This window comes from Francisella sp. AG1 (assembly GCF_057683165.1).
Genome location: NZ_CM173135.1, coordinates 715,574 through 741,575, shown reverse-complemented (window position 1 = coordinate 741,575; position 26,002 = coordinate 715,574). Strand labels below are relative to the sequence as shown.

Genomic DNA, 26,002 nt, shown 5'->3' with positions numbered 1-26,002 from the left:
AATTAAAAAGTTATCAAACATTATAACATTTAGTTTAATAAAGTTTGATATAGCTCTTTAGCAGCATTATTCCAAGAGAAGCACCTAGCTCTCTCCAAAGATTGTTGTGACATCCTTTTCTGCAAACTTTCATCATCTAAAATAAATTGTACTTTATTACAAATATCTCCCTCATCATTAGGATCAATTAAAACAGCATATTTACCTACCACCTCTGGCATAGATGAGCTTTCTGAACAAACTACAGGCACTCCATAACTCATAGCTTCTAAAATAGGTAAACCAAAACCTTCATATAATGACGGATAAACAAATAAACTCGCATTCTTATAAAATTCTATCAAAGTTCGATTATCTACATAATTGTAAATCTTCACAAACTTATCTAAGCCTAATAAGCTTACTTGGTGATTCAAATCCACCCCTCCCCAGCCCTGAGCTCCCACAATAAAAAGTTTATACTTATTCTTTGTTGCTTGGCTTAATTTTGAATATGCATTTATTAAACTAATAATATTTTTCCTTGGTTCAATAGTTCCTACAAAAAGGATATATTTTTGACTTAATTCATTATGATTAGCTTTTATTTCACCTAAACTACTACCTGGATATATTCTAAATACTTTATTCTTTTTACCAAAATATCTTTTAATATCATTTTTTGTCGAATCTGAAACTGTTATAATTACATCCGCTTTTTTCATAGAACTAGGTACTCTTAGAGAATCAAATAATCTAGTTTTTGTCATCAATAGCTCAGGGCGAACTTTATAAACCAGATCATGAATAGTCACTATATATTTTATATTTTGTACTTTTTTAGGAAGCTTATGAGAGGGACCCCAAAAATAATCCAACTGATATCTAGAGATAATCTTATCTAAAAAAATAAACCAAAAAATAAACCAAAAAATAAGCAGCAGCTTATTAGTAAAGTTAAATTCAACTACTTGAATATTATTATCTAACTGCTCCTTTATGCTTTTATTTAATTTTAATGGTGAAAAAATAATTATGGAAATATTTGTGTTTTTAGATAAAGCTTTAATCATCTCTAAAGTATATCTACCTATACCTGTTATATTTTTCTTGGTTAAAGTATAAACATCTATACCTATAATCATAATACTGGCCTTATTTTCACTTTTTAAATATTTTTTCTTTTCTTATGATTTGTTTAATTCTTTTTATTAAGGGTAATTTTTGTAAAATATACAAAAAAGCTAATTTAATAAATATATATATCGAAAATGTATATGAATAGCCATTTTTAAGCCTACATTTTATATCTTCTAATCTTGCTTTAAAAAAATTAGAACTCGCACCGGATACTGAAAAGTAGCACCCTATAATATTTATATAATATCCATGGTAGCTTCTACTTGATCTAAGCATTCTAAGAAAAAACTCATAATCTGCTGCTACTTCAAAAGAGGTATCAAAGCCCCCTTCTTTCTGATAAATTTCTTTTTTAACATATAAGGTTTGATGGCAAAAAGGCTGATATTTATGAGCATGATTATAAAATTTTTGTGTGCCAAATTTTATACCTTTTGATATCCACTCTAATTTATTATTAAAAAAAACAGCATCACTATAAATATAGCTAATATTTTTATATTTCATCAAATGATTATTATATTTTTCAAAAATATCCTGCGAATAATAATCATCGGAATTCAAAAATCCAATATAATCACCAGTTGCTAGCTTTAAACCTTTATTCATAGCATCATAGATACCATTATCAGGTTCTGATACTAATATATCTACTATATCATTATACTCGTTAATAATATTTAGAGTATTATCTGTTGAACCTCCATCGATAATTATATACTCAATATTTTTATAATAAGTTTGATCTTTGATACTTTGTAAAGCCTTTTGTATAGTTTGCGCTGAATTATAACAAACAGTAATTACACTAAATCTTATATTTTGGTGGTTATTATCTTTCATAGCTAATTCTTACCAGCTAATATGTCTTCATATAGTTTAATATACTTCTTAGCAATCACCTTACTATCAAATTCTCTTAAAATTTTAGTGCGAGCATCTTCACAAAAAAAATCATAATTATTTAAAATCCATTCTATACCATTAGTCAAATCTTTAGTTTCAAAAGCTTTAGCTAAATAACCATTTTTCTTATGTTCTATCATATCTTTATTACCACCTATATCAAAAGCAACTACAGGCGTGTTACAAGATAAACTTTCCATAATCACATTTGATAAATTTTCTTGCTTACTTGGCACTATAACAACATCTACAGCACTATAAAGCATAGCTAGACTGATATCATCATTTAACACCCCTAAATAATGAGTTTTAAAAGCCAAGTCAAGAGGTGTTTTAGGCTGACTGCTTCCCAAAACCACGAGTTCAACATCATTTCTTTTAATTTCATTAAGCGACTGCTGAAGCTCACCAAACCCTTTACGTAAGTCACTTGTTGCTTTTATAGCACCAAAAAGAATAAGTGTTTTATTTTTAGGTAAACGATAAGCATCTCTCGCTACTTGCTTATTTAATGGCCTATATATATCTGTATTGATAGGATTTGGTAAATTGGTATGATTTTTATCTTTTAAAAGTAAGCTGTTTTTTGATATTTCATTTAACCATTTACTAAGACCTATTATAGTAATCTCTTTTTGCTTATAAATTCTTTGTTTACGCCGCATAATTTTTCTACTAGTATCATTCATATTTCTGCTAGAAAGTATTGGGCAATTACCGCATTCTTTTAAGTAATTAGAACACTCATCTGTATAGTGGCAGCCACCTGTAAATGCCCACATATCATGCAAAGACCAAACTAAAGGAGCTTTAATCTTTATTAGATCCTCTAGTTTTATCATTCCACCATTTATCCAGTGTAAATGTACAATATCTGGATTTATATTATTAATCTTTTCTATAAGCTTTTGAGATGATATATTTGCTACACTAAAAAGCGCCTGGAACTTATTTTTATATTTTCTTTTTATCAAAAACTGTTCTAATCTTGGCTTTAAATATGCCATTAATTTTTCAAAATTAGTATTTGGTGCTAACACTGTACAATCATCACTTCTTTTATCTAAAACTAGCATCTGACTATCTATATTAGCCTTGATTAAAGATTTATGTAGCCTATATGCAGCACGGCCTGCTCCACCAAACATATCTGTATAATTCACTATGAGAATTTTCATCTTGTTATTACCCGCTTAATTGACCTTAACATATACCTTAGAACTTCAATAATAGGGAATATTTTTTTTGACACTTTTTCAAAAGCTCTTATTTTTTTCCAATTTATTTTTTTCTCAACTATTTTTTTATAAATAGTTGCGTGGCTACCTTCAAGTGATCCAATTATTTCAAGACCTATCATTTTCGCAAAACTATTAAAACTATATCTAAGATGAAAAGTTTGTGGTAGATGACATTTTATTACTGGTTGAAAACAATTAGCTATTATTAAATATCCTCCTGTTTTTACACTTTTTACCATACTAGCAAAATCATAAATTGGATCAACTACATGTTCTAAAACATCTGTTGATACTAAACAATCATAACCACTCTCTAAATTATTGATAATATTTATATTTTTAAAATCAGCAGCTCTTTTAATCCCAAAATTACTAGGATGCGGTTCATAAATATGCACTTTTATATTTTGATCTTTTTGAGCAATTAATCTTGCTAGAGTTCCAAATCCACCACCATAATCTATCACATTTTTAAAATCGTTTTGTATAACCCAATTGCTTATAGCATGACGATGTTTCATAGATTCTTCATGCTGCTCTATGAAAAGTCCGTTTAAAAGCCAAACTGGGTGGTAATAGAACTTACTTATCTTTTCCCAATCAAGATTTATATTATCACAAGCATAATCTTCCCAAACCAAATCAATAAGATGCCATATTTGTTCAAGATCATTTATCTCATTTTTTTTCCTTTTTAGAAGCTCTTTGATTTCTTCTCTTTCTACTTGTGTTAAACCCTTATCTGTCAAACCGATGTTCATGCTATAAGCCTTTCAATTTCATTCATACTCTAGGTTTAATATATTTTTTTATATACCTATATAATTCCAAAACTTTTTTGGGGGTAAAATTTAACAACCAACGCTTAAAGTGATTATCATTAAACATATTTTTTTCTATAAAAACATCTGCTCTAAAAAATCTGCTAACATAAGGTGGATGGATTAAAGGAAAGTCTACGCTTTCACTTACTAAACAGTGAAATTTTGTTTTAGTTTTACAGTTACTGGCATCTTCGCCAAACCCAATATTAGATACTAGATTTTTATTTGGGGTTATTGTTAAAGAATTATTCATCCAAGTTGATAATAATAATAAATAATCCCAATGCAATTTAGATTTCTTATCATACATATTCTGAAAGATATTATTCCAGTAATATAGTGACTTCTTAGTATAAAGTACATTTTTCAAGCCATTCGATTCTTTAAACCTTGGCCATCCACACATAGAAAAATCCAATAATTCCCATGTTCTTTTCCACGTAGCCCACCCCCAAATATGAGTATAACTAGAAAAATAATAGCTATCTTTTGTAATATTCACCCCATCTTGAAAATTATTTCCAGAGATTACAGATACTCTAGCATCATCCTCATAATATTCTAACAATTCATGGCAGAATTTAAAAAAACTAAAACAAGGGACACAATCATCTTCCAAAATAATGGCTCTATCAACATGCTCAAAAACCCAACTAATCCCATTTGAAGTTGATAAAAAGCTACCTTTATTAATTTCAGAAAAATTAGTATATAGCTCACAGTCCCAATCTATATTATTGATAATAGACCTAGCCTCTAAACACTTAGCATGATCACCTGAAATGTTTTCTCTAGGTCCATCTGCTGTTATAAAAAGTTTCTGTGGTCTAACTGCTTTTATTTTTTCAAAAACTTGCTTTGTTTCATTAGGTCTATTAAAAATATGAAAAGAAATAGCTGTAGATAATAGTTTATCCTTCATCACTAGCTTTTTTCCTAAGGTTATTCCAAAATGAAACACAAGGTATTTTATCCAAATCACATCTACTTAAATATTTTTTAGCAACTTCTATAACTTCTTCAGCCAAATTTTCTTTCAAGGTTATTGGTTTCAAACCATGAGTTAAAAAACTACTATTTTCAACATATAATTCATTCTCATTATCTTCTTTTCTTGGATTAGAAATAAAATTTAATTTTGCTCCTGTAATATTTGAAACTATTTTTGCTAAATTTCGTATCTTATGCGTCTCTGTCATTTGATTAAATATTTTGACTCGACCCCCTTGTTTTGGAGGGTTATTGACAGCTATTTCTACACATCTAACTGTATCTTGTATATGGATAAAAGCTCTAGTCTGGCCACCAGTTCCATGAACAGTAAGATCATGCCCCACTGCTGCTTGCATCAAAAATCGATTTAAAACAGTTCCATAATCTCCATCATAGTCAAATCGATTTACAAGTTTTTCATCTTTTTTTGTTTCCTCTGTTTGGGTGCCCCATACTATCCCCTGATGAAGATCAGTAATCTTTATACCATCATTTTTATTATAATAAGCAAACATTAATTGATCTTGTGTTTTTGTCATATGATAGATACTACCTGGATTAGTAGGGTATAAAATCTCATAATCAATTAACTCTCCCCCCTCTTTTTCCAACTTAACTTTTAAATATCCCTCAGGTATTTTCATCCCTGCTGTGCCATACCCATAAACCCCCATAGTTCCCAGATGAACAATATGAATATCTTGTTCTGACTCTGTAACTGCTGCAAGCAAATTATTAGTACCATTTATATTATTAGTAACAGTATAGCGCTTATGCTTTGACGATTTCATTGAGTATGGAGCAGCTCTTTGTTCAGCTAAATGTACAATACAGTCTGGTTTAAATTCTTTGAGCAAGCGTAACAATAACTCATATTCTTTAGCAATATCTAAATTAATAAATTTTATTTTATTTCCTGATACTTCTTTCCAAGTTTTTATACGAATACTTATTGTCTGAATTGGAGTAAGGCTGTCAGTTTCTAATTCATTATCAATGTTTCTGCGGGACAAATTATCTATAATAATTACTTGATGCCCTAAATTTGATAAATGTAAACTTATAGGCCAACCACAAAACCCGTCACCACCTAATATGATTATTTTTTTCATCCTTAACTTCCTACTTCCTATTATTTATTATTTCACATCAATAAAATACTTTTACCAAAATCCACATAATCCTAAACAACTATAATTTAACCATTCATATTTCATTAATATCAAATATATCAGCCCATTTTGGATAAATACTAATATGTGATTCCACCTTACTTTTCCAACCATACCAATATTTTGGAAAAATAACTTTTTTCCTATTTTTCATCAAATATGCTCCCCACCAAGAGAAACTACTATTAGAAGTAATACCATACTCACATAACGTCATCAAGCTCAAATCTATTGCCATGCTATTTCTAGAGATATATTTATTTTTTATATGCGAAAAACAACATTCAACAAACTCAGTATCATCGCTTAAAAATATAAAATATGGGTTATCTACTTCTGATTCAATTTTACTGATCGCTCTTAAAAAGTATTTCTTAGGTAAATTAATCCCCTTATTATCCAAAAAACTTTCAAATAAATAGTCTCCCCTTCTTATATGAACAAACACCTTTGTATAAATATTTTCGATACTACTTAAAATTTTACTAGATTGCTCTATATATTTTGATTTTATTTCAAAATCTAATTTTCTAACATCAAAAAACTTCTCTGACTGAAAAAAATTTGTTTCAACATATTTAATAGGAAATATACCTTTTTTTTCTAGATAAAATGGTAGTGCAGATACTTCATTTCTGCATTGTTTAATATATCCAATAAGCTTTAATTTAATAAATAAATGCAATAGTTTCTTAAATATTTTTTTCATAAAAAAACGTTTATATCTACCAACCTGGTAATTTCTATTTTTTTTATTATGACATATAAAAACCTCTAAGAATTGATCCATATCTATAGTAATAATCTTTTCATTTTTTTTAGATATGGTGTTTAAAAATGCATATTGAAAAATTTGATTACCTAACCTTCCATCTGAAAAAAAAACTATCATCCTTTTTTACAACATATTATGATATTGCTTTATATAACTAGAATACATTAAATTACTTACATGTGAGCTATAAAATTTAATGTATTCTACTTTAAACATATTTTTTATTTAAAAATACTTTGTTTTTATTTTGATATATAATTTTATCAATTATATTTCTTTTGAAAAAAATTATTAATATACACTTTATACATTTTTTATTTTTTTTAGCATAAATAGACCAGTGCCAAAACCTTTCTCTTGATCATAAAAATCATATAGCTTTGTACCATAGTGATACTTTTCATCAACGACTTCAAAACCATTAAAAAAACTCAAAACATACTCTCTTGTAAATGCTCTATGTGCATTAAAATATATTTTATTTTCGATATCAACAGGAACACTTAATAATAAATACCCTCCTATCTTTAACACCCTTTTAAGTTCATTAATCGCTTTTTCACTCCCAAATGGATCTATAAGGTCTCCATACCTACCTAAACCAATATGTTCAACAACACATAATGATGATAATGTTTCTATCGATTCATTCTCAAAAGGCAATTTTAAAATAGAGCCTTTCTTAAAATATAAATTTGGTAACCTTAACTGTATAGGTCTAATATCCACCATAGTTATGGGTATAAATTGAGATAATATACCCATAGTTTTTGCAGAGCTGCCAATATCATAATGATGAGATGGTTTTAAATCAAAAATATGCTTTGCTGCCCAGCTATCTTGAAAAAAGTATGTCGGCTCAATTGGTGTATAACTACTATTATCAAATAAACATGGATAATATTCTATTTTTGAAAAATTTTTATTTTTATCCATTTTTTTAAGATGAGATAAATCCTTTAAAAACCAACTGATTTTCCTTATCATGGAGATTGGCTTAAACGAAAAAAACCCAGCTACACTTTTGTATATAATAAAAGAGTTCTTTAAAAATTTATTTTTTTTCAAAAAGCTCATAGATACAACCCTATTTTTCTAAAAATTTTACCAAGCAATCTATTTTTGTTTTTTGCTTTTGCAATATTTGTAATTATATTTTGCAAATAAATCTTAAACTCCATTTCATAACACTTTGGCAAAATATAGATAACATCATCTAATTCTAAAAGCTCCCAGCCCTCTGGAATAACTTTCAGAATATCTATTAGAGATGGCCAGTTCTCTATTTTATGAGGTTTTGGTGGCGGTGCTAAAAATAGCCTAGCATCATCAATTAAAATAATACTATTTTTCTTTAAGAAACTAAAAATAATATCAAGCTCCTCAATAAGTGGACATTCATCATTTTCTCCATACGTTTTTCCTCCACTCCAATGAGAATCTAACCAAAATAAAAGATTATTCTCTTTCTCAATAATATTTTTTAGATGATCTCTTGTATCACCCTTTAACATTATTACATTAGATATATTTTCTAAGCTAGATTTTGCTTCATTAAACATATCCTCTGACTTCTCTATAGTATAGACTTTAGAAAAATAATGACTCATCTGCTTAGCCGTGCCTCCTTTATATGTTCCGCCCTCTACGAAAACATTAAGGTTCATAAGCTTTCTTAAAAAATCGACCTTTTCTTTGGGAGCACCCATACTAACTAGTCCCATTTGTATTACCTTATTTTTATTTTATAAAATGTAAAAATTGCTTTAATTTGTAAAATAGCATTCTCTCTTGTTTTACTATAAAAAAAATCTAATGCAAAAGTTGTTACTGCAAACGATACTATAGTTGCATAAACTGCACCTTGAGCTTGGTAGATAGGAATCCAGATAATATTTAATAAAATATTGACAATAGCTCCACAAAACATAGTCATAGCAGAAAATTTAATGAGATTCTCAGTTAAAAGAAATGCTCCTCTTGCCACTCCCATATATGCAAAAAATAGCCTAACTGACATTAACGATAATAAGATACCTGCTGGTTGATAAGCTTGACCAAATAATATAACCATTATTTTATCTGCAAAAAAATAAATTGGTAAACCTAAAATTAAAAATGATAAAAAACTTAATCTATAAAAATTAAGAAGCCTATTCTGATATGCTTTTTTAGATTGCTTTTTTGCATTTTGTATTGCAGGATAAAGAGAGTTTTTTAACACAACAACAATAAAAGCCAAAGGTTCTATTAATCTAATAGCTACGCTAAGATAGCCAACCTCTTGACTAGTTGATAGGTAATTGAGCATAACTTGATCTATCCTTGCCTGTATCATCAAAAGGCTCCCACTCAAAATCAAAGGCCAACTATCTCTTAATAACGATTTTGCAATATCTAATTTAAAGCGCCATTTTTTGATATTACCAAAATGCTTTGACTGATAAAAATAAATAAAACCTAATGATAGAGTGAAACTATCCAATACAATTACTGCTGCAAAATATATTAATTTAGCTCCCACAATTATTAAGGCCACTTTTGTGATTGAAGATATTATTAATGAAATTAGATTAGCAAATGCCACAAACTTACCTTTTACTTGACTCTGAAAAAAGAAGTCTAATACATTAAAACTTTGCATCATTGTAGAAAAAGCTACTACAAATATTATACTTTTTGTATAGAAATCCTCTTCTGAAAAATAAAGAACTATTAACATCACTATTATTAATGTAAAAAATCCTAATAATTTTAGGCCCAAAGCACTGCCTAAAATGAAATCTGATTTACTTGAATCCTTTATTAATTCCCTAACTACTATTCCATCTAAGCCCAAAGTAGTTAATATACTAAAAAGAGCCACAAAGCTAGTAGCATAACTTAAGATACCAAAATCTCTTGGTCCAAGATATCTAGCAACCCATATTCCTACTATTAGAGATGCTAGTATTCTAGAAATATTACCCACAAATAACCAGCCAGTGTTTAAAAAATATTTTTTAAAACCTTCTGATAATTTAATGGTTCGAATCATTTAGTACCTCACTATAGATAGAATAATAACTCTCAACTAATTTATCTAAACAAAATACATCTTCAAATCTAGCCTGAGCATTTTTACCATATTCACTTGCTTTAACCTCATCATACCAAAGCTCTCCTAGTTTTTCTTTAAGATTTTTAACACTATTTGGCTTTGCTACTAAACCTGTTTGTTTATCTATATTTACAAAGGTTGTCCCTGTACCAATCTCACAAGTAATCATTGGTTTAGCAAATATGCTAGCTTCTAATAAAACCAATCCAAAAGCCTCTGTTCTTATGTTGGATGGTAGTACTAAAGCATAGCTTAACTTCAGCAATGATAGCTTATCTTTGTCATTTAGAGCACCTAGGAATTTTATATTTTGTAACTTCTTTTGCTCAACTTTTTTCTCCAAAAACCCTCTCTGATCTCCATCTCCTACTATTAGTAAACAATAATCTTGCTCTTCCATAGCGTCTATTAATAGATCTAAACCCTTATAGTATCTCAACCCACCAATATAAATAAAAAATTTCTCAAACCCTATATTTTTTTTCCAAAAAACATAATTTTTTTCATCAATATCATAATTACTTTTATCTAAACTCATTGGAATATTCTTTTTTGGGACTTTTATTTTTTTTAATACTTCACTAGTTTCAAGATAGTTCGGTGATGTTGGTAAAATAAATTTGGCCCCATTAAGAAATTTTTTCATTAATGGTCTATACAACAACATCAATTTCTTCTGCTTTATAATATCTGAATGATAGGTAACTATATACGGTATATTTGATCCACTTATAGTGTGCAATAAGTCAGCAAATGGATATGGAAAATGATAATGAATAATATCAACTTTTTTGATTAATTCTTTAAATTTTTTTACTGCTGATAATGAAAAAGTAGTAGAAGCCATATTTAAATCTGTTTTAGCAAAATGCAATGTATAAAAATCTTTTTTAAAGGTTTCATTTTTTTTACCCATTGCTAATATATGTATCTCAACATCGTGTTTTTTAGCTATAGCTATTGACAACTCATGTATAAATTTTTCTACACCTCCATAACTATATGGGTAAAAAGATTTAAACACATGTAAGATTTTCATTTTTTTAAATATCATTCTCTCTAGCATAAATTTGCCATCTAACAATATCTTGACAAATATCTTCTATACTTTTTTTAGTTTCAAACCCTAGAGCTTCTTTTGCTTTATTAACATCAGCAAAACTTTCTGCTATATCTCCAGCTCGTCTATCAACTATTTTATACGCTATTTTCTTACCCAAAGCATTTTCATAAGCTTTAATAAGCTCTATAACTGAATATCCTCTACCTGAACCTAAGTTATAAGCTCTCCAAGCAGAAGTATCCTGTAACATTTTTTCTAATGCCAATATATGTCCAACAGCTAAGTCTACAACATGTATATAATCTCTAATACCAGTACCATCTTGAGTTTTATAATCTCCACCAAATACACTTAACTGTTTTAACTTTCCAGCTCCTACTTGAGCTATATATGGCATTAAATTATTAGGAGTACCTTGAGGATCCTCTCCTAGCAAGCCACTACTATGAGCCCCTACGGGATTAAAATAACGTAAACAAGTAATATTAAATTTATTATCAGCATTCTGAAGATCCGCTAAGATATTTTCTAACATCAGCTTAGTTGATCCATATGGATTAGTCGCACTTAATGGCATATTTTCTGCAAAAGGAGCCTTATTCTTCATTCCATATACTGTAGCTGAAGAACTAAATACAAAGTTATAAACTTTATATTGCTGCATTAATTCAAGGAGATTAATCGTCCCTTGAATATTGTTATGGTAATAAGATAGAGGCTTCTCAACACTTTCACCTACTGCCTTAAAGCCTGCAAAATGAATAACTGAATCTATATTATGTTCATTAAAAACTTTAGTGAGGTTACTTTTATTTAATAAATCAATTTCATAAAAATAAATACTCTTAGCCGTAATTTTTTTTATCCGATCTACAACAGATTTCTTACTATTTACTAAATTATCAACCACCACCACTTGATAGCCTTTATCTAATAACTCTACTACAGTATGACTACCAATATAGCCAACCCCACCTGTTACTAATATCTTTTTATTCATATAAATACTCTGTATAGTTTTTATTAGCTACTTTCTTCACTTCTATTTCTAGTGTATCTCTTTTTGGGAAAATTAACTTAATAAGTTTGATACAAATTACTCTAAATGTTTCTATCATAATTAGCAGATCAAAAATAAAACTCCACCTTCTTATATAAACAAGATCTAGCTTTAGTTTGTTTTCTGGTAAAGTCGTATAGTTAGTTAAAACCTGAGCATAACCAGTAATCCCAGCCTTAATCTTTGTCCTATAAGAAAATTCTGGCGTCTGATTAATAAACTCTTCGATCAATTCTGGTCGCTCAGGTCTAGGCCCGACTATTGACATATCTCCAACTAAAACATTAAAAAATTGTGGTAACTCATCTAACCATAAAGGCCTAATTAACTTACCGACACTTGTAATCCGACAATCATTATCAATTGCCCAAACGGGCCCTAAATTGTCTTCTGCCCCAATTTCCATACTTCTAAACTTAATAAGTTTGAATTTTTTATTATTTTTTGTGATTCTTTCTTGAAGAAAGAATGGATTTTGCCTATCTTCTAAATAAATTAATACCGCGATCAATAGCATTATTGGGAAACTTATAATAATAAATATCGTACTAAAAATTATATCAAAAATTCTTTTAACAATTTGTGCTTCAATAGATAATCCAAAATTTTTCACATTCATAGCTAGGCTATCACCTAATGGAACAATAATAGCCCCCCAAACAGATATCTCATACTTGCGTGGAATCAATACTAACTCAACATTATATTGATTTAAAATTGATAAAGTTTCATCATTTATTTTTTTTAAAGCGTGATCTGAAATAAAAACCTTAGAATATCCAGCTATAATATTTATTAATTCAACACCTTCTTCATCAACACTAAAATAACCTTTAACCTCTTCATTAGGTAACTTAGATATATAGGTTTTCTCAAAAAGCCAATCTTGCTCTTGCTTAATACCTATTATAAGTATTTTATTGTTTATAGTACTTCTTATTAAACTCCTAAAAACAATTCTAGATAATGACAATGAAAAAATTTGAATTAAAAAACCTAAAATAATTAAACTTCGCGGAAATGAGAAGCCTCTTAAAAAAAAAGCTAATGAAGTTATAATCATCGCAATCGTTAAAGCACATAAAAAAACTTTTAGAATATTTCTTGATTTTGAAATTTTTTCACCATTTGTGTACTCTGCAATGAGAAAAACTAAAATAGAAATCACAGCTATAAAAACTGCCATGAAATTAAAAATCCTAGAATTACTAACTCCATAATCTAAAATATGAAGAGGTATAGAATAACTTAACAATATAATTAAGACTGATACTAATAACTCTACTATTTTAAAACTTATTAGCTTATTAAACCTTAGTAAGTTCATTTCTCATCTTATCAATCGTTTGCTCATAACTATCTGAATTAAAAATAGCGGAGCCTGCAACAAATGCATTCACCCCTGTTTTTGCAATTTCCACAATATTATCAGGGTTAACACCTCCATCAATCTCAAGCAAAATATCTTGACCAGTAGTTTTAATCCACTGAGAAACTTCTTCTGCTTTATTTAGCATCCTAGGAATAAATTTCTGCCCACCAAACCCAGGATTCACAGACATTAACAAAATCCTATCAATATAAGACTCTACATATTTTAAACAATCAATATTAGTTGCTGGATTTAAAGCTAGTCCAGCTTGTATACCAAATGATTTAATCAATTGCAAACTTCTATCAACATGTTCACTTGCCTCAGGATGAAAAACAATGCTGCTAGCTCCAGCCTTAGCAAAGCTCTCTATTAAACTATCAACTGGCTTAACCATCAAATGCACATCCATCCCTGCTGTTATACCATAATTTCTCAAAGCTTTAAGCACCATAGGCCCAAATGTTAAATTAGGTACATAATGGTTATCCATAACATCAAAATGAACATTATCAGCACCAGCAGATAATACAGCTTTGACATCATCTCCTAACCTAGCCAAATCAGCAGATAAAATTGATGGATTAATTTGAAAATTTTTCATATTTTTTATTTTACACAGCCCAAAGTTGAAGTTAATTTTAACATAACAACATAAAATATTTGAGCTAATACCTAACAAAAACTATAATAACCGAGTAAATATAACTTTTTATAATAAATTAAGGCAAGGTATGGATCACGTAAACAATGCAAAACAAACTTTTGATTTAGAAATTAATGCTCTTAAAAAGTTAAAAGATTCAATTGACAACAGTTTTAACGAGGCTTGCAAATTAATTCTAAAAAATAATCTTGGTCGTGTGATTGTCACAGGCATGGGTAAATCTGGACATATTGGTAAAAAAATAGCAGCTACTTTAGCAAGTACGGGAACTCCTGCTTTTTTTGTTCATCCAGGTGAAGCTGGTCATGGTGACTTTGGTATGATAACAGACAAAGATGTATTAGTAGCAATCTCCAACTCTGGTAACGCTACTGAAATTATGGGGTTAATGCCTATGGTTAAACACCTTGGCATACCAGTAATTAGTATCACAAGTAATAAAAACTCTATGCTTGCAAAAGCTAGTCAAGTCGTCTTAAATTTGTATATAGAGAATGAAGCATGTCCTCTAAATTTAGCACCTACCTCTAGTACCACTGCAACTTTAGTTCTTGGTGATGCATTAGCAATAGCTTTACTAAAGGCAAAAAACTTCTCAGCGGAAGATTTTGCATTCTCTCACCCTAGTGGTGCTTTAGGCAAAAAACTTATTTTAAAGGTTGAGAATATTATGCGTATTGCAAATGAAATACCTATAGTAAAACCAGATGATACTATTAGAAAAGCTATCCTTGAAATAAGTGATAAAGGTATTGGCAGTACGCTAGTTGCTGATGATAATAAGATTGTTGGAATATTTACCGATGGTGACTTAAGAAGAATTTTTGAAGGAGATAATTTTGACTCGCACTTAGCAATAAAAGATGTAATGACAAAAAATCCTAAAACTGCATCTGCTTCTGATATGGCTGTGACAGCACTAGAGAAAATGGAGCAATTTAGCATAACAAGTCTTGCTGTCACTACTGAAAACGATAAAATCTTAGGTGTAATAACCCTTCATGATCTTGTAAAACTTGGATTAAAGTAATTAGATTTTATTTTTTAGTTTTAATTTTGATAATATTTCTAGCATGCCATGCATACATACTCTGTAATAATGTATCTTTACTACTATCGTCAATTCTCTGAAAATCATCTATTTCAAAAGTTGCTACTCCTATATTAGCTAAACTATTAATTAAGGCATATTCTAATTGATTAAGTTTTTGAAAAATTACTCTATGATTTATATTACGACAAACACAATAAAAAAAACTTTCTTTATCTTCAAGTATTGCTATTTTTCCAAGCTTACTAATATCAAAAGGTAGGGTTACAATAGTAAGGCTAGGGTTAATTTCTATTCGAACAATATCTTCATACCCTTTGATATTGGTAAATGGTTTAGTATCAGTATCAATAATACAATCAGCTATTTCAGTATCAAAAACTAACCATTCAAACTCAATTAGCTTTCTTAATATTTCTGGCATAGCTATTTCTTTTGAACAATTCAAAATTTCTGTGGCTATCTGATGAAACTCAGGTGCTAAATTTTTATTTTTTAGTAAAAAAAACTCTATAAGAATATTTTTCAACTTTTCATCTGCGTAAAAATCAAAATATGAAAATGTATTCTGTATTACACCGTATATATTACCTACAATAAAATCTCTATACATCTTGATTGGTTTTTCTTCTGTATTACCGTTTCTAATAAGATGAGTGAAACTCTGCATTTTTAATTTTAGATCTTTTGATATATCCATTTTAAACTATATTCTATTATCTATGTAATTAGTTATTTCATTAAGCTCTGAAACAAGTTCACTAAGTTCTGGAACAAAATTATCTCTTTCTAATAAGAATGGATGCCAACCGTGTTTTTTTACTGCAAATCGAGCAAGACTTTTTACTTCTTTAATAACATTCTTACCATGAGTATCTATAATAAAATCTTCTTTTTTATTATGACCGGCTATATGATAGTAACTAATATTTTTTGAATTAATGCTATCGATAAAATCATATGGATCATAACCATGATTATTACCATTAACATAAACATTATTAATATCTAAAAGCAACTTTGCTCCACTTCTATTCAAAATACTATTAATAAATTCAATCTCTGGCATATCCTGATTATACTCATGATAATAAGATATATTCTCTAAAACCAGAGGTCTCTTAATGATATCTTGAACTTGCTGAATTCTACTACATAAATAGTCAATATTATTTTTTTCTCTAGGAACTGGTAATAGATCATATAAATAACCATTCTCATCATCTGTAAAACATAAATGGTCACTATATATTTCTATATCATATCTATCAAGAAATAATTTAACTTGATTTATAAAATTAATATTTAATGGTTGAAAACCACCTATAGATAGGTTTAAGCCATGGGCAATAAGTGGATATATTTCAGATACTTTATCTAAAAAATCTCTTTTGTAACCACCAAGGTTCATCCAATTTTCTGGTGCGAGTTCTAAAAAATCAATACCTTCTATTTTTGTGGTTGAAAGTAGTGATTGATGTTTAAATTTTAAACCTATACCTTGGGTTTTCTTATCATTAACCACAAGATCCACTTGAGCATTTTCCAGATTCAGCAGAACAAGATCCCTCTGACAATTTTGCTGAATTAGTCGTATCTTTATTTCCATTAGCTTTTAAATCTACAGAACCACTTTGTGCAGAAATAACTGATGTATCTGCTGCTTGATCCTGAGCTAAAGCAACTCCAAAAGACATTGAAGCTGTTAACGCGATTGTTAGTGGAATTCTTTTCTTCATATTTTAAGTACCTTCTATTTAGCTTTATAACATTTATTAAAAAAATAAAACATTATTATAAAACATTACCCATACTTACACAATGGTAACCAGCATCTACATGGACAACTTCTCCTGTAATACCTGAAGCCATATCTGAACATAAGAAAGCAACAGTATTACCTACCTCCATAATATCGACATTCTTTTTAAGTGGTGAAACCATCGCATTATAATCAAGCATTTTCTTAAAATTTGAAATTCCCGATGCTGCTAAAGTCTTAATTGGACCAGCAGATACTGCATTTACATTTATTCCTTCTTCACCTAATGCAAGAGCTGTATATCTAACTGTAGCCTCAAGAGAAGCTTTTGCAATACCCATAGTATTATAGCTAGGCATAGCTTTTTCAGCACCAATATAAGTAAGAGCAACCATAGAAGCATTTCTATCCTTCATCATACCTCGGCCTTCTTTTGCAAGCGCTGCAAATGAATAAGCACTAATATCATGAGCAATGTTAAATCCTTCACGACTTACACAATCAATAAAATTACCTTCTAACTGATCACGTGGTGCAAATGCTATTGAATGAATAATACCATCCAAACCATCCCATACTTTGCCAAGATCTATAAATAAATCTTTGATTTCTTGATCAGAGGTCACATCACAACGCAAAACTGCAGCTGGATTAAATTCAGCAGCAATTTTCTCTACCCTTTCTTTAAACTGGCCAACATATGTAAAAGCAAGTTCTGCACCCTCTCTATGCATAGCTTTCGCAATACCGTATGCAATTGATTTATTACTCAAAAGACCTGTAATCAATATCTTTTTTCCTGCTAGAAAACCCATGTTTTAATCTCCCTTGTGGATTTTTATTTAAACTAAAAAAACACACCATATAATCACAAAAATTTATATAGTGTAAATATTGTAAACTAATGGGTATAATTATAATTAATCACAGACTAAAACACTAGTTTAATTTTATATAGGTCACTAAATGAAATATAAAAACAAAAAAATAGTTCCTTCACATAATGGAGAGGTAACATTCGATAGGGCTAAAGCAACCTGGAACATTATGAAAATAACTGCTGAATTAGTTGAAGGATATGAGCGTTTAGATAATCTAACCCCAGCTATAAGTATTTTTGGCTCTGCTAGAATAAAAGAGGATAATAAGTATTATGCAGAATCAGTAGAACTTGCTGAATTGCTATCAAACCATGGTTTTACCGTAATTACTGGCGGTGGGCCAGGTATTATGGAAGCTGGCAATAAAGGCGCTTCCAAAGGAGGGTCACCAAGTGTTGGTCTAAATATAACCCTACCACATGAACAAAAGCCAAATCAATATCAAGATATCAGTCTAATTTATAGATACTTCTTCACTCGTAAAGCAATGTTTATTAAACATTCTATGGCATATATAGTAATGCCAGGCGGTTTTGGTACTATGGATGAGCTCTTTGATATCACCACATTAGTTCAAACCAAAAAAAAAGCATATATGCCTGTTATACTTTTTGGCAAACATTTTTGGGGTGGTTTAATGGATTGGATAAAAACCACCATGGTTGAAAATGGTGTTATTGATAGAAATGATCTCACAATTCTACATTTGGTAGATAGTATAGATGAAACTATTGAAATCATTAGAGATCACTACAATAATACATATCATTCAGCAGAACACGCAAAACTAGTATTTTAAAAGGCTTTTACATGGATATTAACTATATATCGGCAACCTTAATAAATAATTCTTTACCAATTATCACAGCTTTTAGTGTCTTAATCCATATCTTCTGTGGCCTGAGTATTGCCAAAGATATTCCAAGAATTTTAAACAAAAGAATTACTACTATATTATTACCCAAAAACATATGGATTCTAGTTGGATTAATATTTGGAATCTGGGGACTTTTAATATACTGGCTAATGCATCATTCTAATATTTCAAAAGAATAAAAAAGGAGCAATATTATGAGTAATAATAATTTATGGGAATCAAAATCATATAATTCAATAGGGAAATTCGTTACTAACTATGGCAACGAAATCGTTGAACTTTTAGCACCTTCCAAAGGACAAAAAATCCTAGACTTAGGATGTGGAACTGGTGAGCTATCAAATGAAATTAAATTAAAAGGCTGTGATGTTACTGGTGTTGATATATCAACAAGTATGCTAGAACAAGCACAAAAAAATTATCCGGATATAAAGTTTAAATACGCTGATGCACAGCACAATTTACAATTTGATTCTGAAAGCTTTGATGCGGTTTTTTCAAATGCGGCTCTTCACTGGATGACAAATCCTACAGCCGTTATAAAAAACATCAACAATATATTAAAAAAAGATGGTAAATTTGTATTTGAAATGGGTGGTAAAAACAATATAAAAAACTTACTATCTAGTTTAGATGCAGCTTCACATAAATACGGTTTAAAAAACTATAATTTAGATAATTTTTACCCTAGTATTTCAGAGTACAGTTCATTGCTTGAAAAAAATGGCTTTATAGTAAAATATGCCATATTGTTTGAAAGACCAACTTTACTAGAAGGTTTGAGTGGCTTTAAAAATTGGGTTAAAACCTTTAGAATAAATTTATTAAATAAGATAGATGATATTGATGGATTTCTGAACTACGCTGAAAAGCTTGCTAAACCTGATTTATATAAAGATGGCTGTTGGTATGCTGATTATGTTAGGTTGAGAGCTGTAGCATATAAACTATAAAGCCAATAATGGCTACTTCTTTTGAAGCTCTTCAATATCTTTTCTAACAATATCATCAACAATTTCCTTACTTAAAGTATGATCAATGTCTTCGATAAGACTAACTCTACCCCATGTACTTTCAAAAAACTTATTATCAACGATAGTATCTTTCTCAGCAAGAGTAACCCTAATTTTTTTGTTAAACCTACCTAATTTACCATTAATAAATAATAAAAAATATGCTCCTAGCATTTTTCTAATCTTAACTTTTCTAAGTACTCTCATTGTTTTATGATGAATAAAAAACGGTGTAATTAAATGAAGTTTTTCATAAAAAGTCTCATCAATAAGAGAAGAAATACCCGCAGACATAGATATGGCATAAATAAGGTCATAATTACCTGAGTTAATATCATATTTATCAATGATTCTTCTTAGCTTTCTTTTAACAAAAACTGGTCGTCCCAAGGCAACTGTAGTTACTTTAACTTTTATACCATCAACACTGACATGCTCAACCGTATCACCCTTACTATAGTAACCTCTTATTATCAATACACTTAGCGTTTTTTGTTTCGCTATACAGTTCTCCATTAGGCTTTTTCAATAAGCTCTATTTGATAACCATCTGGATCTTTTATAAATGCTATAATCTGTGATCCACCTTTTAAAGGTCCTGCTTCACGAGTAACTACACCTCCTTTTACTTTAACAGCTTCACAAGCTTTATAAACATCGTCAACTTGCATACATAGATGACCAAATGCATTACCATGATCATATTCATGATCACCCCAATTATAAGTAAGCTCTAAAACAGTATGATCAGATATTTTTCCATAACCTAAAAACACTAAAGTATACTTATACTCTTCATTATCCATCTTCTTTTGGATAGTCATTCCTAAAATATTTGTATAGAAATCTAGTGCTTTATCTAAATCTTTAACTCGTAACATCACATGGGCAAATCTCATAATAATCCTCTCTAGAATATAGTTGTTATTAATAGGTATTTTTGCTATATTATAGCAGATTTTTATTCCCCTGTTCGTAACTCTCCAGGGTAAACAAAACTACAAGGAAAAACATGACTAACTTTGATATTCTAATATTATTTACATTTATAGATTTTTTTATTTTATTTCTTGCATATAAACTATTTGGTAAAAAAGGTTTACACATTTTTATTGTAATGAGCGTAATAGCTGCAAATATCCAGGTAAATAAAGGTGTATCATATGATATTGCAGGATTTCATATTATGGCAACATTAGGCAATGTAATGTTTGGTGGAATCTTTACCGCAAATGATCTACTTAATGAAAAATATGGCAAGCAAGAAGCCAGAAGGGCTGTATTAAAATCAATATTTTTTGGACTTTCATTTGTTCTTTTAATGTTTATTTCCACTCTATTTGTGAGCCTAAATGATCAGTTCTACAACTCTGCAAATGATAGTTTAAATTTATTTTTCTCAATCAATGGAGGTGCCCTAAAGGCTGTGATCATAGGCAACCTTGTTTATCTAATATCACAACTTTTTGATGTTCTAATATACTCTAAAATTAAAAGCTATAGCTCTGATATAAAATGGCTTTGGCTCAGAAATACCGGTTCAACTTTAATATCTCAAATACTGGACACATCTTTAATTACATGCGGTTTTGCATTAGCTGGTGTAATACCTATGGAATACACTCTTGAAATAATAATCTCAACTTTAGTTATAAAATATATAATCGCTTTAATAAATGCTCCCTTATTTTATATTTTAGCATTCACTAAACCAAGACAGACTATAGTTAAAAAATCATAATAAATAATATTAAACTTATAAATCCTAAATAAAACCAATTTTGCACCTGCTGTGGTATTTTTCCAGCTAATTTAACACCTATTGACGAGCCAACAAAAGCCCCGATAATAATACCAAGAGCTGCAGGAATATATATAAACCCTAGACAATATTCTGGAATATCTACTGCATTATAACCAATAATAATATAAGAAATAGCTCCAAATAATGCTAAAAATGGAGTAATAGCAGTAGCTATTGCCGCTGCTTTTGTAAGCGTATAATTATACTGGCGTAAAAAAGGTACTATTATTACACTCCCTCCAATTCCAAGTAAGACAGCTATACAACCTGTTATAAGACCATATGTATACAACACCCTTGTTGCCGGCTCAATTTCTTCATCTTTATTTTTAAGAAATTTATGTTTTGTTGTAGAAAATAATTTCAAGCCTAACTTTATGATCGTATATATCAAAAATAGAATAAATAAAATCCTTAAAAATCCACTAGAAAGATAGCTAGTAATAGCTGCACCAAAGATAGTTCCTACGACTAGTCCGCATTTTAATTTAAAAGCAATTTTCCAAAGAATATTTTTTGCCCTATAATGAATATATGTCGTTGTTAAAGATGTGAAAACCATCGCAAATAAAGATGTAGCTATTGCAATATGCATATTATTAGCAATAAATTCTGGCTTATAAATAGTTATAAATGTAGCCACTGCTGGGACAACTATTAGACCTCCTCCAAAACCAAAAAGTCCTGCTAAAACCCCCACCAAAAGGCCTACAATTATAAAAATCAACATTATAATTAGCACTTATAAATACTCCTTATTTAACTTAAATATCTATATCAACTTTAGCTTAACTAAAGCATGATATACACCATCATGGTAGTTGGCTTTAGTTATTATATTTGCTTTTTCTTTTAATTGTTCTGAAGCATTTTCCATAGCAACTGCGATATCGACTCGATCAAACATTTCCAAATCATTATTACCATCACCAAATGCATAAATCTGATAGTCTTCTAACCCTAAGTTTTCAACCACTTTATCAATTCCATCTGCCTTTGTATGGCCTGCCAAATAACAATCAACATAACCATTTTCATTATGTGGTGCTATAACATAATCATTACCTAACGTATGCTGCAAAGCTACTGAATCAACTTTTTTACCTAACACTAAGGCATTATAAATCGTTACATTATACAGATTATGTGTTGTAATAATTTTATCTCTGTTAACAACAACATTATTATAAAAATAACTAAGATCATCAGATTCAATATTATTAACATAAGCAAACTTTCCTTCAAAAAGCCAATCATGATTATGCTTTTCACAAAATTCTAAGACTTTATCTATCGCATTTTGTGGAAAAAGTTTCTCATAAATAAGTTCATCCTGAACTCTAACAACAGAACCATTAGCTGTGATAAAACCATCCATAGGTATTTCTAACACTGCTGATGGGATAAAGCCTTGTGTCCGGCCTGTAGCTATAAAAGTTTTATAGCCTTTTCTTCTTAAGCTTTTTATAGCTTGAATATTTTTATCTGAGACAAAAAGATGACCTTTTTTCTCATATACCAAGGTTCCATCAATATCAAAAAAGAATGCTTTTTTCATTTCTCTCCTTAAGAATATAACTAAAAGCTAAAAAATATAGTAAATTTAAACAATCAACTCTCATTGCTAGATATGGCTATAAATGTTGGTCCTTTAAATTTCAGAGCCTGATCTAAGGCTTCTTTATAGTTGTTTTTATTAACTTTAATAATTTGAGCACCGAAACCTCTAGCAATACTACATAAATCTAATTCAGGATTTGTAATATCCATTCCAATATATGATTGTTCTGGAGTTGCTGGAACTTGTAGATGCCACAACTCTTTTAAGATCTTATATTCATTATTAATAGTGCATATAAATATTACAGGAATATTATATCGTGCAGCGGTCCAAATACTGTGAATTGAATACATGCTTCCTCCATCACCAACGAAACAAATACTATGTTTTTTACTATGCAAAGAAACACCAACAGCTAGAGGCATAGCCATACCTAATGCGCCTCCTCGAGGCTCATAATAAACCCTTGAAAATTTTAGGAAATAAGTTATCTCCTCTATTAATGTTTGATTAGTAGAACCTTCAATTACTATAGCAATATCACGAGCAGAATAATTTAATATATTGAACAACAAGCTACTTTTATCCAAATTAATTTCTTCTCTAAGTAAAAGAGAATTATTATTTTGTAAATTATTATCTTTAAAAAAATTATTAATTATCTCTAAATTACTACCGATATCCCCTCTAACAACATAATCAAAAGGATAGTCATATCTAGTTCTTATATTTCCATTACTAAATTGAATTAAAGTGCATTTTTCTGGTATTGTCTGCTTTTCATTATATAAAAATGACTGAATTTTTTCACCTAATAAAATAATAATTTCATAGTTAGATAATAAATCATTAGCTTCTGAAGAAACAGCAGGTATAACCCCTTTATAATTTGAAATATTAACATCAATTGATGTCTTCAAAGAAAATGGTGCCAAATATATATCAGTATCTAATTTAGTGCTTATTTCACTTAAATTTACTTTAATTTTATTACTCCAAACTGCTTCAGCATCAACTACAAAAGCTATTTTGTTTTTGCATTTTTCCAGCAAATCATTTATATCATCTAGACCTAAAGCTTGAGTGTCATTTATCAGCTTAGTTGGCTTGAAATATCCCGTATCACACTCATCAGTATAAATTTCCATTGGAATAGATAAAAAAGTTGGAGCCTTAGATTCTAATGATTCTAAATAACACCTTTGAAGAGCTATATTTAAATCAGATATATGTTGTACTTCATATTGTGCTTTAGTTGCAGTTTTAGCTAACTCCATTAAATCGCCTGATAAAATCGGCTTATGAATAAGATGGTTTCTATTTTGTTGTCCAGTTATAACAAAAAGAGGGATCCCTGCAGCATATGCATTAAACATATTGCTCATTGCATTTGCTAAACCTGGGTATGTGTGTATATTTAAAATAGCTGGCTTACCACTTTCTAGAGCATATCCTGCGGCAACTCCTGTTGCTACAGACTCGTGTAAACCCAAGATATATTCACAATTATTATTTTTTGAAATCACATCCAAAAAGGTGGTTTCTGTAGTGCCTGGGTTACCAAAAACATATTCAATTTCAAATGTATTTAAAAAATAATTTAAAATTTCCTTACCATTTTTTTGCATAAGTATCTCCATTTCATAAAGTGAACTTAAATATTAAAACTCCTATTTAACAACTTTTATTATACAGTCTAGTCAATAAATAAACATAGCATCACCGTAACTAAAAAATCTATATTTTTCAGCGATAGCGTGCTGATATGCACCCATGATTTTTTCTTTATCTGCAAATGCACTTACTAACATAATAAGTGTCGACTTCGGTAAATGAAAATTAGTAATCATTGCATCTATAATATTAAACTTCTTGCCAGGATATAAAAATATATCTGTCTCACCCTGAAAAGGTTGAATCTCACCAGATTGAGCTGCTGTCTCAAGTGAGCGTACTGAGGTTGTCCCTACTGCTATTACCCTACCACCATTTGCTTTTGTTTGCTTAATTTTCTGACAAACATCTTCCGGCACAGATACAACTTCTGAATGCATTTTATGATTATCTACATCATCAACCTGTACCGGCTTAAAAGTTCCAGAGCCAACATGAAGCGTAACATATGCAGTGTCTACCCCTTTACTTTTAATTTGTTTCATTAACTCATCTGAAAAATGCAAACCTGCTGTTGGTGCTGCAACTGAGCCAAGATCTTTAGCATATACAGTTTGATAACGTTCAGCATCAAATTCCTCATCTTCACGATTCATATATGGAGGTAGTGGAATATGCCCAAATTCTTCCATTATCTCATAGATATTTTTATCACCTTGCAACTCTAATTGATACATTCCACCATCTTTTTCTAGCACTTTTGCAAGAGTATCTTGGACATATATCTCACTACCAATAGCTGGTGAGCGATTTGCTCTAATATGTGTTTCAAAAATTTTTGGTGCTTTTATTCTTTCTATTAAATATTCAAGTTTTGCTCCTGTACTTTTTTCACCATAAAGTCTAGCTAACATAACTTTACTATTATTGAATATTAATAAATCTTTATCCGTTATAAAGTCAATAAAATCTGTAAATTTGTGATTTATTATCTCACCTGTTTGTTTATTTAATTTTAAAAGCCTACTAGCGTCTCTATTTTCTAACGGATAACTAGCAATTAATCCTTCTGGTAATTTGTAATCAAAATCATCTGTTTTCATTTAGTAATTTTTTTTTTAACTTTCTGAGCGAAATATTATCATAA

The 26,002-nt window shown here is 29.6% G+C and carries 29 protein-coding genes; 5 read left to right on the top strand and 24 right to left on the bottom strand.

The window, feature by feature from the left end:
* Positions 1-29: 29 nt before the first annotated feature.
* The 14 genes from ACR0PV_RS03750 to rpe all read right to left on the bottom strand — a co-directional run bounded on the left by ACR0PV_RS03750 (position 30) and on the right by rpe (position 14,229).
* Entirely contained in the window at positions 30-1,124 is a 1,095-nt protein-coding gene (locus tag ACR0PV_RS03750; RefSeq protein WP_488173646.1) for a glycosyltransferase family 4 protein, read from the bottom strand.
* A gap of 16 nt (positions 1,125-1,140) precedes the next feature.
* Positions 1,141-1,962 (bottom strand): glycosyltransferase family 2 protein, encoded by an 822-nt coding sequence (locus ACR0PV_RS03745; RefSeq protein WP_488173645.1) that lies wholly within the window; start codon positions 1,960-1,962, stop codon positions 1,141-1,143.
* 2 nt (positions 1,963-1,964) lie between these two features.
* A complete protein-coding gene (locus tag ACR0PV_RS03740; RefSeq protein ID WP_488173644.1) occupies positions 1,965-3,203 on the bottom strand; it encodes a glycosyltransferase family 4 protein in 1,239 nt (412 codons plus the stop codon).
* Positions 3,200-4,027, bottom strand: a complete 828-nt coding sequence (locus ACR0PV_RS03735; RefSeq protein ID WP_488173643.1) for a class I SAM-dependent methyltransferase — start codon at positions 4,025-4,027, stop codon at positions 3,200-3,202. Before ACR0PV_RS03735 ends, ACR0PV_RS03740 begins: the two co-directional genes overlap by 4 nt.
* 22 nt (positions 4,028-4,049) lie before the next feature.
* Positions 4,050-5,012 (bottom strand): hypothetical protein, encoded by a 963-nt coding sequence (locus ACR0PV_RS03730; protein ID WP_488173642.1) that lies wholly within the window; start codon positions 5,010-5,012, stop codon positions 4,050-4,052.
* Positions 5,002-6,195, bottom strand: coding sequence for an NAD-dependent epimerase/dehydratase family protein (locus ACR0PV_RS03725; protein ID WP_488173641.1), 1,194 nt, complete (start codon positions 6,193-6,195; stop codon positions 5,002-5,004). The genes ACR0PV_RS03730 and ACR0PV_RS03725 overlap by 11 nt, the downstream gene beginning before the upstream one ends.
* Before the next feature lie 94 nt (positions 6,196-6,289).
* Entirely contained in the window at positions 6,290-7,147 is an 858-nt protein-coding gene (locus ACR0PV_RS03720; RefSeq protein ID WP_488173640.1) for an alpha-1,2-fucosyltransferase, read from the bottom strand.
* A 186-nt stretch (positions 7,148-7,333) separates the two neighbouring features.
* Positions 7,334-7,966, bottom strand: coding sequence for a DUF268 domain-containing protein (locus ACR0PV_RS03715; RefSeq protein ID WP_488173639.1), 633 nt, complete (start codon positions 7,964-7,966; stop codon positions 7,334-7,336).
* Positions 7,967-8,103: 137 nt separating this feature from the next.
* Complete coding sequence (locus ACR0PV_RS03710) at positions 8,104-8,754, bottom strand: class I SAM-dependent methyltransferase (protein WP_488173638.1); 651 nt, start codon at positions 8,752-8,754, stop codon at positions 8,104-8,106.
* A 5-nt stretch (positions 8,755-8,759) separates the two neighbouring features.
* A complete protein-coding gene (locus tag ACR0PV_RS03705; RefSeq protein ID WP_488173637.1) occupies positions 8,760-10,067 on the bottom strand; it encodes a flippase in 1,308 nt (435 codons plus the stop codon).
* Positions 10,051-11,169 (bottom strand): glycosyltransferase, encoded by a 1,119-nt coding sequence (locus ACR0PV_RS03700; protein ID WP_488173947.1) that lies wholly within the window; start codon positions 11,167-11,169, stop codon positions 10,051-10,053. The genes ACR0PV_RS03705 and ACR0PV_RS03700 overlap by 17 nt, the downstream gene beginning before the upstream one ends.
* A gap of 4 nt (positions 11,170-11,173) precedes the next feature.
* Positions 11,174-12,193, bottom strand: coding sequence for a UDP-glucose 4-epimerase GalE (gene galE / locus ACR0PV_RS03695; protein WP_488173636.1), 1,020 nt, complete (start codon positions 12,191-12,193; stop codon positions 11,174-11,176).
* Positions 12,186-13,580 carry an exopolysaccharide biosynthesis polyprenyl glycosylphosphotransferase gene (locus ACR0PV_RS03690; RefSeq protein ID WP_488173635.1) on the bottom strand — a complete coding sequence of 465 codons (1,395 nt, stop codon included), beginning with the start codon at positions 13,578-13,580 and terminating at the stop codon, positions 12,186-12,188. Before ACR0PV_RS03690 ends, galE begins: the two co-directional genes overlap by 8 nt.
* The gene (rpe, locus tag ACR0PV_RS03685; protein ID WP_488173634.1) at positions 13,561-14,229 is read right to left on the bottom strand and encodes a ribulose-phosphate 3-epimerase; all 669 of its coding nucleotides are present in this window, start codon (positions 14,227-14,229) and stop codon (positions 13,561-13,563) included. Before rpe ends, ACR0PV_RS03690 begins: the two co-directional genes overlap by 20 nt.
* A 130-nt stretch (positions 14,230-14,359) precedes the next feature.
* On the opposite strand from rpe, the gene ACR0PV_RS03680 reads away from it, so the two are divergent.
* Complete coding sequence (locus tag ACR0PV_RS03680) at positions 14,360-15,322, top strand: KpsF/GutQ family sugar-phosphate isomerase (protein ID WP_488173633.1); 963 nt, start codon at positions 14,360-14,362, stop codon at positions 15,320-15,322.
* 7 nt (positions 15,323-15,329) lie between these two features.
* Here ACR0PV_RS03680 and ACR0PV_RS03675 read toward each other — a convergent pair whose 3' ends face one another.
* Genes ACR0PV_RS03675 through ACR0PV_RS03660 form a run of 4 tightly spaced genes read right to left on the bottom strand, consistent with a single transcriptional unit; the run spans position 15,330 to position 17,920 of the window.
* Positions 15,330-16,013 carry a putative DNA-binding domain-containing protein gene (locus ACR0PV_RS03675; RefSeq protein WP_488173632.1) on the bottom strand — a complete coding sequence of 228 codons (684 nt, stop codon included), beginning with the start codon at positions 16,011-16,013 and terminating at the stop codon, positions 15,330-15,332.
* Between the two features lie 36 nt (positions 16,014-16,049).
* On the bottom strand, positions 16,050-16,877 hold the full coding sequence (locus ACR0PV_RS03670; protein ID WP_488173631.1) for an MbnB/TglH/ChrH family RiPP precursor modification enzyme: 828 nt from the start codon (positions 16,875-16,877) through the stop codon (positions 16,050-16,052).
* The gene (locus tag ACR0PV_RS03665; protein ID WP_488173630.1) at positions 16,861-17,082 is read right to left on the bottom strand and encodes a hypothetical protein; all 222 of its coding nucleotides are present in this window, start codon (positions 17,080-17,082) and stop codon (positions 16,861-16,863) included. The genes ACR0PV_RS03670 and ACR0PV_RS03665 overlap by 17 nt, the downstream gene beginning before the upstream one ends.
* A gap of 55 nt (positions 17,083-17,137) precedes the next feature.
* Complete coding sequence (locus tag ACR0PV_RS03660; RefSeq protein WP_488173629.1) at positions 17,138-17,920, bottom strand: enoyl-ACP reductase FabI; 783 nt, start codon at positions 17,918-17,920, stop codon at positions 17,138-17,140.
* A gap of 151 nt (positions 17,921-18,071) precedes the next feature.
* On the opposite strand from ACR0PV_RS03660, the gene ACR0PV_RS03655 reads away from it, so the two are divergent.
* The 3 genes from ACR0PV_RS03655 to ACR0PV_RS03645 are packed head-to-tail and all read left to right on the top strand — an operon-like array spanning position 18,072 to position 19,816.
* Positions 18,072-18,785 (top strand): LOG family protein, encoded by a 714-nt coding sequence (locus ACR0PV_RS03655; protein ID WP_488173628.1) that lies wholly within the window; start codon positions 18,072-18,074, stop codon positions 18,783-18,785.
* 11 nt (positions 18,786-18,796) lie between these two features.
* Positions 18,797-19,042 carry a hypothetical protein gene (locus ACR0PV_RS03650; protein WP_488173627.1) on the top strand — a complete coding sequence of 82 codons (246 nt, stop codon included), beginning with the start codon at positions 18,797-18,799 and terminating at the stop codon, positions 19,040-19,042.
* Positions 19,043-19,057: 15 nt separating this feature from the next.
* Positions 19,058-19,816 (top strand): class I SAM-dependent methyltransferase, encoded by a 759-nt coding sequence (locus tag ACR0PV_RS03645; RefSeq protein WP_488173626.1) that lies wholly within the window; start codon positions 19,058-19,060, stop codon positions 19,814-19,816.
* A 12-nt stretch (positions 19,817-19,828) separates the two neighbouring features.
* Here ACR0PV_RS03645 and ACR0PV_RS03640 read toward each other — a convergent pair whose 3' ends face one another.
* Positions 19,829-20,392 (bottom strand): hypothetical protein, encoded by a 564-nt coding sequence (locus tag ACR0PV_RS03640; RefSeq protein ID WP_488173625.1) that lies wholly within the window; start codon positions 20,390-20,392, stop codon positions 19,829-19,831.
* A complete protein-coding gene (gene gloA, locus ACR0PV_RS03635; RefSeq protein ID WP_488173624.1) occupies positions 20,392-20,775 on the bottom strand; it encodes a lactoylglutathione lyase in 384 nt (127 codons plus the stop codon). Before gloA ends, ACR0PV_RS03640 begins: the two co-directional genes overlap by 1 nt.
* Before the next feature lie 113 nt (positions 20,776-20,888).
* Here gloA and ACR0PV_RS03630 point away from each other — a divergent pair, with 113 nt between their 5' ends.
* A complete protein-coding gene (locus ACR0PV_RS03630; RefSeq protein WP_488173623.1) occupies positions 20,889-21,617 on the top strand; it encodes a queuosine precursor transporter in 729 nt (242 codons plus the stop codon).
* On the opposite strand, the gene ACR0PV_RS03625 is transcribed toward ACR0PV_RS03630, so the two are convergent.
* The 4 genes from ACR0PV_RS03625 to queA all read right to left on the bottom strand — a co-directional run bounded on the left by ACR0PV_RS03625 (position 21,604) and on the right by queA (position 25,958).
* Positions 21,604-22,422 carry a sulfite exporter TauE/SafE family protein gene (locus ACR0PV_RS03625; RefSeq protein WP_488173622.1) on the bottom strand — a complete coding sequence of 273 codons (819 nt, stop codon included), beginning with the start codon at positions 22,420-22,422 and terminating at the stop codon, positions 21,604-21,606. The two genes, ACR0PV_RS03630 and ACR0PV_RS03625, sit on opposite strands and share 14 nt — an antisense overlap.
* Positions 22,423-22,452: 30 nt before the next feature.
* Positions 22,453-23,238 carry a Cof-type HAD-IIB family hydrolase gene (locus ACR0PV_RS03620; protein WP_488173621.1) on the bottom strand — a complete coding sequence of 262 codons (786 nt, stop codon included), beginning with the start codon at positions 23,236-23,238 and terminating at the stop codon, positions 22,453-22,455.
* A gap of 53 nt (positions 23,239-23,291) precedes the next feature.
* Positions 23,292-24,869 (bottom strand): thiamine pyrophosphate-binding protein, encoded by a 1,578-nt coding sequence (locus tag ACR0PV_RS03615; protein ID WP_488173620.1) that lies wholly within the window; start codon positions 24,867-24,869, stop codon positions 23,292-23,294.
* Positions 24,870-24,941: 72 nt separating this feature from the next.
* On the bottom strand, positions 24,942-25,958 hold the full coding sequence (queA, locus tag ACR0PV_RS03610; RefSeq protein WP_488173619.1) for a tRNA preQ1(34) S-adenosylmethionine ribosyltransferase-isomerase QueA: 1,017 nt from the start codon (positions 25,956-25,958) through the stop codon (positions 24,942-24,944).
* Between the last annotated feature and the right edge of the window lie 44 nt (positions 25,959-26,002).

What these genes read in the sequence shown, in the direction of transcription:
- rpe (WP_488173634.1), bottom strand. Translation starts at nt 14,229, where the DNA reads ATGAAAAATTTTCAAATTAATCCATCAATTTTATCTGCTGATTTGGCT.
- ACR0PV_RS03690 (WP_488173635.1), bottom strand. Translation starts at nt 13,580, where the DNA reads ATGAACTTACTAAGGTTTAATAAGCTAATAAGTTTTAAAATAGTAGAG.
- ACR0PV_RS03705 (WP_488173637.1), bottom strand. Translation starts at nt 10,067, where the DNA reads ATGATTCGAACCATTAAATTATCAGAAGGTTTTAAAAAATATTTTTTA.
- ACR0PV_RS03750 (WP_488173646.1), bottom strand. Translation starts at nt 1,124, where the DNA reads ATGATTATAGGTATAGATGTTTATACTTTAACCAAGAAAAATATAACA.
- galE (WP_488173636.1), bottom strand. Translation starts at nt 12,193, where the DNA reads ATGAATAAAAAGATATTAGTAACAGGTGGGGTTGGCTATATTGGTAGT.
- ACR0PV_RS03630 (WP_488173623.1), top strand. Translation starts at nt 20,889, where the DNA reads ATGACTAACTTTGATATTCTAATATTATTTACATTTATAGATTTTTTT.
- ACR0PV_RS03675 (WP_488173632.1), bottom strand. Translation starts at nt 16,013, where the DNA reads ATGCAGAGTTTCACTCATCTTATTAGAAACGGTAATACAGAAGAAAAA.
- ACR0PV_RS03710 (WP_488173638.1), bottom strand. Translation starts at nt 8,754, where the DNA reads ATGGGACTAGTTAGTATGGGTGCTCCCAAAGAAAAGGTCGATTTTTTA.
- ACR0PV_RS03665 (WP_488173630.1), bottom strand. Translation starts at nt 17,082, where the DNA reads ATGAAGAAAAGAATTCCACTAACAATCGCGTTAACAGCTTCAATGTCT.
- ACR0PV_RS03730 (WP_488173642.1), bottom strand. Translation starts at nt 5,012, where the DNA reads ATGAAGGATAAACTATTATCTACAGCTATTTCTTTTCATATTTTTAAT.
- ACR0PV_RS03680 (WP_488173633.1), top strand. Translation starts at nt 14,360, where the DNA reads ATGGATCACGTAAACAATGCAAAACAAACTTTTGATTTAGAAATTAAT.
- queA (WP_488173619.1), bottom strand. Translation starts at nt 25,958, where the DNA reads ATGAAAACAGATGATTTTGATTACAAATTACCAGAAGGATTAATTGCT.
- ACR0PV_RS03720 (WP_488173640.1), bottom strand. Translation starts at nt 7,147, where the DNA reads ATGATAGTTTTTTTTTCAGATGGAAGGTTAGGTAATCAAATTTTTCAA.
- ACR0PV_RS03655 (WP_488173628.1), top strand. Translation starts at nt 18,072, where the DNA reads ATGAAATATAAAAACAAAAAAATAGTTCCTTCACATAATGGAGAGGTA.
- ACR0PV_RS03645 (WP_488173626.1), top strand. Translation starts at nt 19,058, where the DNA reads ATGAGTAATAATAATTTATGGGAATCAAAATCATATAATTCAATAGGG.
- ACR0PV_RS03640 (WP_488173625.1), bottom strand. Translation starts at nt 20,392, where the DNA reads ATGGAGAACTGTATAGCGAAACAAAAAACGCTAAGTGTATTGATAATA.
- ACR0PV_RS03745 (WP_488173645.1), bottom strand. Translation starts at nt 1,962, where the DNA reads ATGAAAGATAATAACCACCAAAATATAAGATTTAGTGTAATTACTGTT.
- ACR0PV_RS03660 (WP_488173629.1), bottom strand. Translation starts at nt 17,920, where the DNA reads ATGGGTTTTCTAGCAGGAAAAAAGATATTGATTACAGGTCTTTTGAGT.
- ACR0PV_RS03700 (WP_488173947.1), bottom strand. Translation starts at nt 11,169, where the DNA reads ATGAAAATCTTACATGTGTTTAAATCTTTTTACCCATATAGTTATGGA.
- ACR0PV_RS03735 (WP_488173643.1), bottom strand. Translation starts at nt 4,027, where the DNA reads ATGAACATCGGTTTGACAGATAAGGGTTTAACACAAGTAGAAAGAGAA.
- ACR0PV_RS03725 (WP_488173641.1), bottom strand. Translation starts at nt 6,195, where the DNA reads ATGAAAAAAATAATCATATTAGGTGGTGACGGGTTTTGTGGTTGGCCT.
- ACR0PV_RS03715 (WP_488173639.1), bottom strand. Translation starts at nt 7,966, where the DNA reads ATGGATAAAAATAAAAATTTTTCAAAAATAGAATATTATCCATGTTTA.
- ACR0PV_RS03650 (WP_488173627.1), top strand. Translation starts at nt 18,797, where the DNA reads ATGGATATTAACTATATATCGGCAACCTTAATAAATAATTCTTTACCA.
- ACR0PV_RS03740 (WP_488173644.1), bottom strand. Translation starts at nt 3,203, where the DNA reads ATGAAAATTCTCATAGTGAATTATACAGATATGTTTGGTGGAGCAGGC.
- gloA (WP_488173624.1), bottom strand. Translation starts at nt 20,775, where the DNA reads ATGAGATTTGCCCATGTGATGTTACGAGTTAAAGATTTAGATAAAGCA.
- ACR0PV_RS03615 (WP_488173620.1), bottom strand. Translation starts at nt 24,869, where the DNA reads ATGCAAAAAAATGGTAAGGAAATTTTAAATTATTTTTTAAATACATTT.
- ACR0PV_RS03620 (WP_488173621.1), bottom strand. Translation starts at nt 23,238, where the DNA reads ATGAAAAAAGCATTCTTTTTTGATATTGATGGAACCTTGGTATATGAG.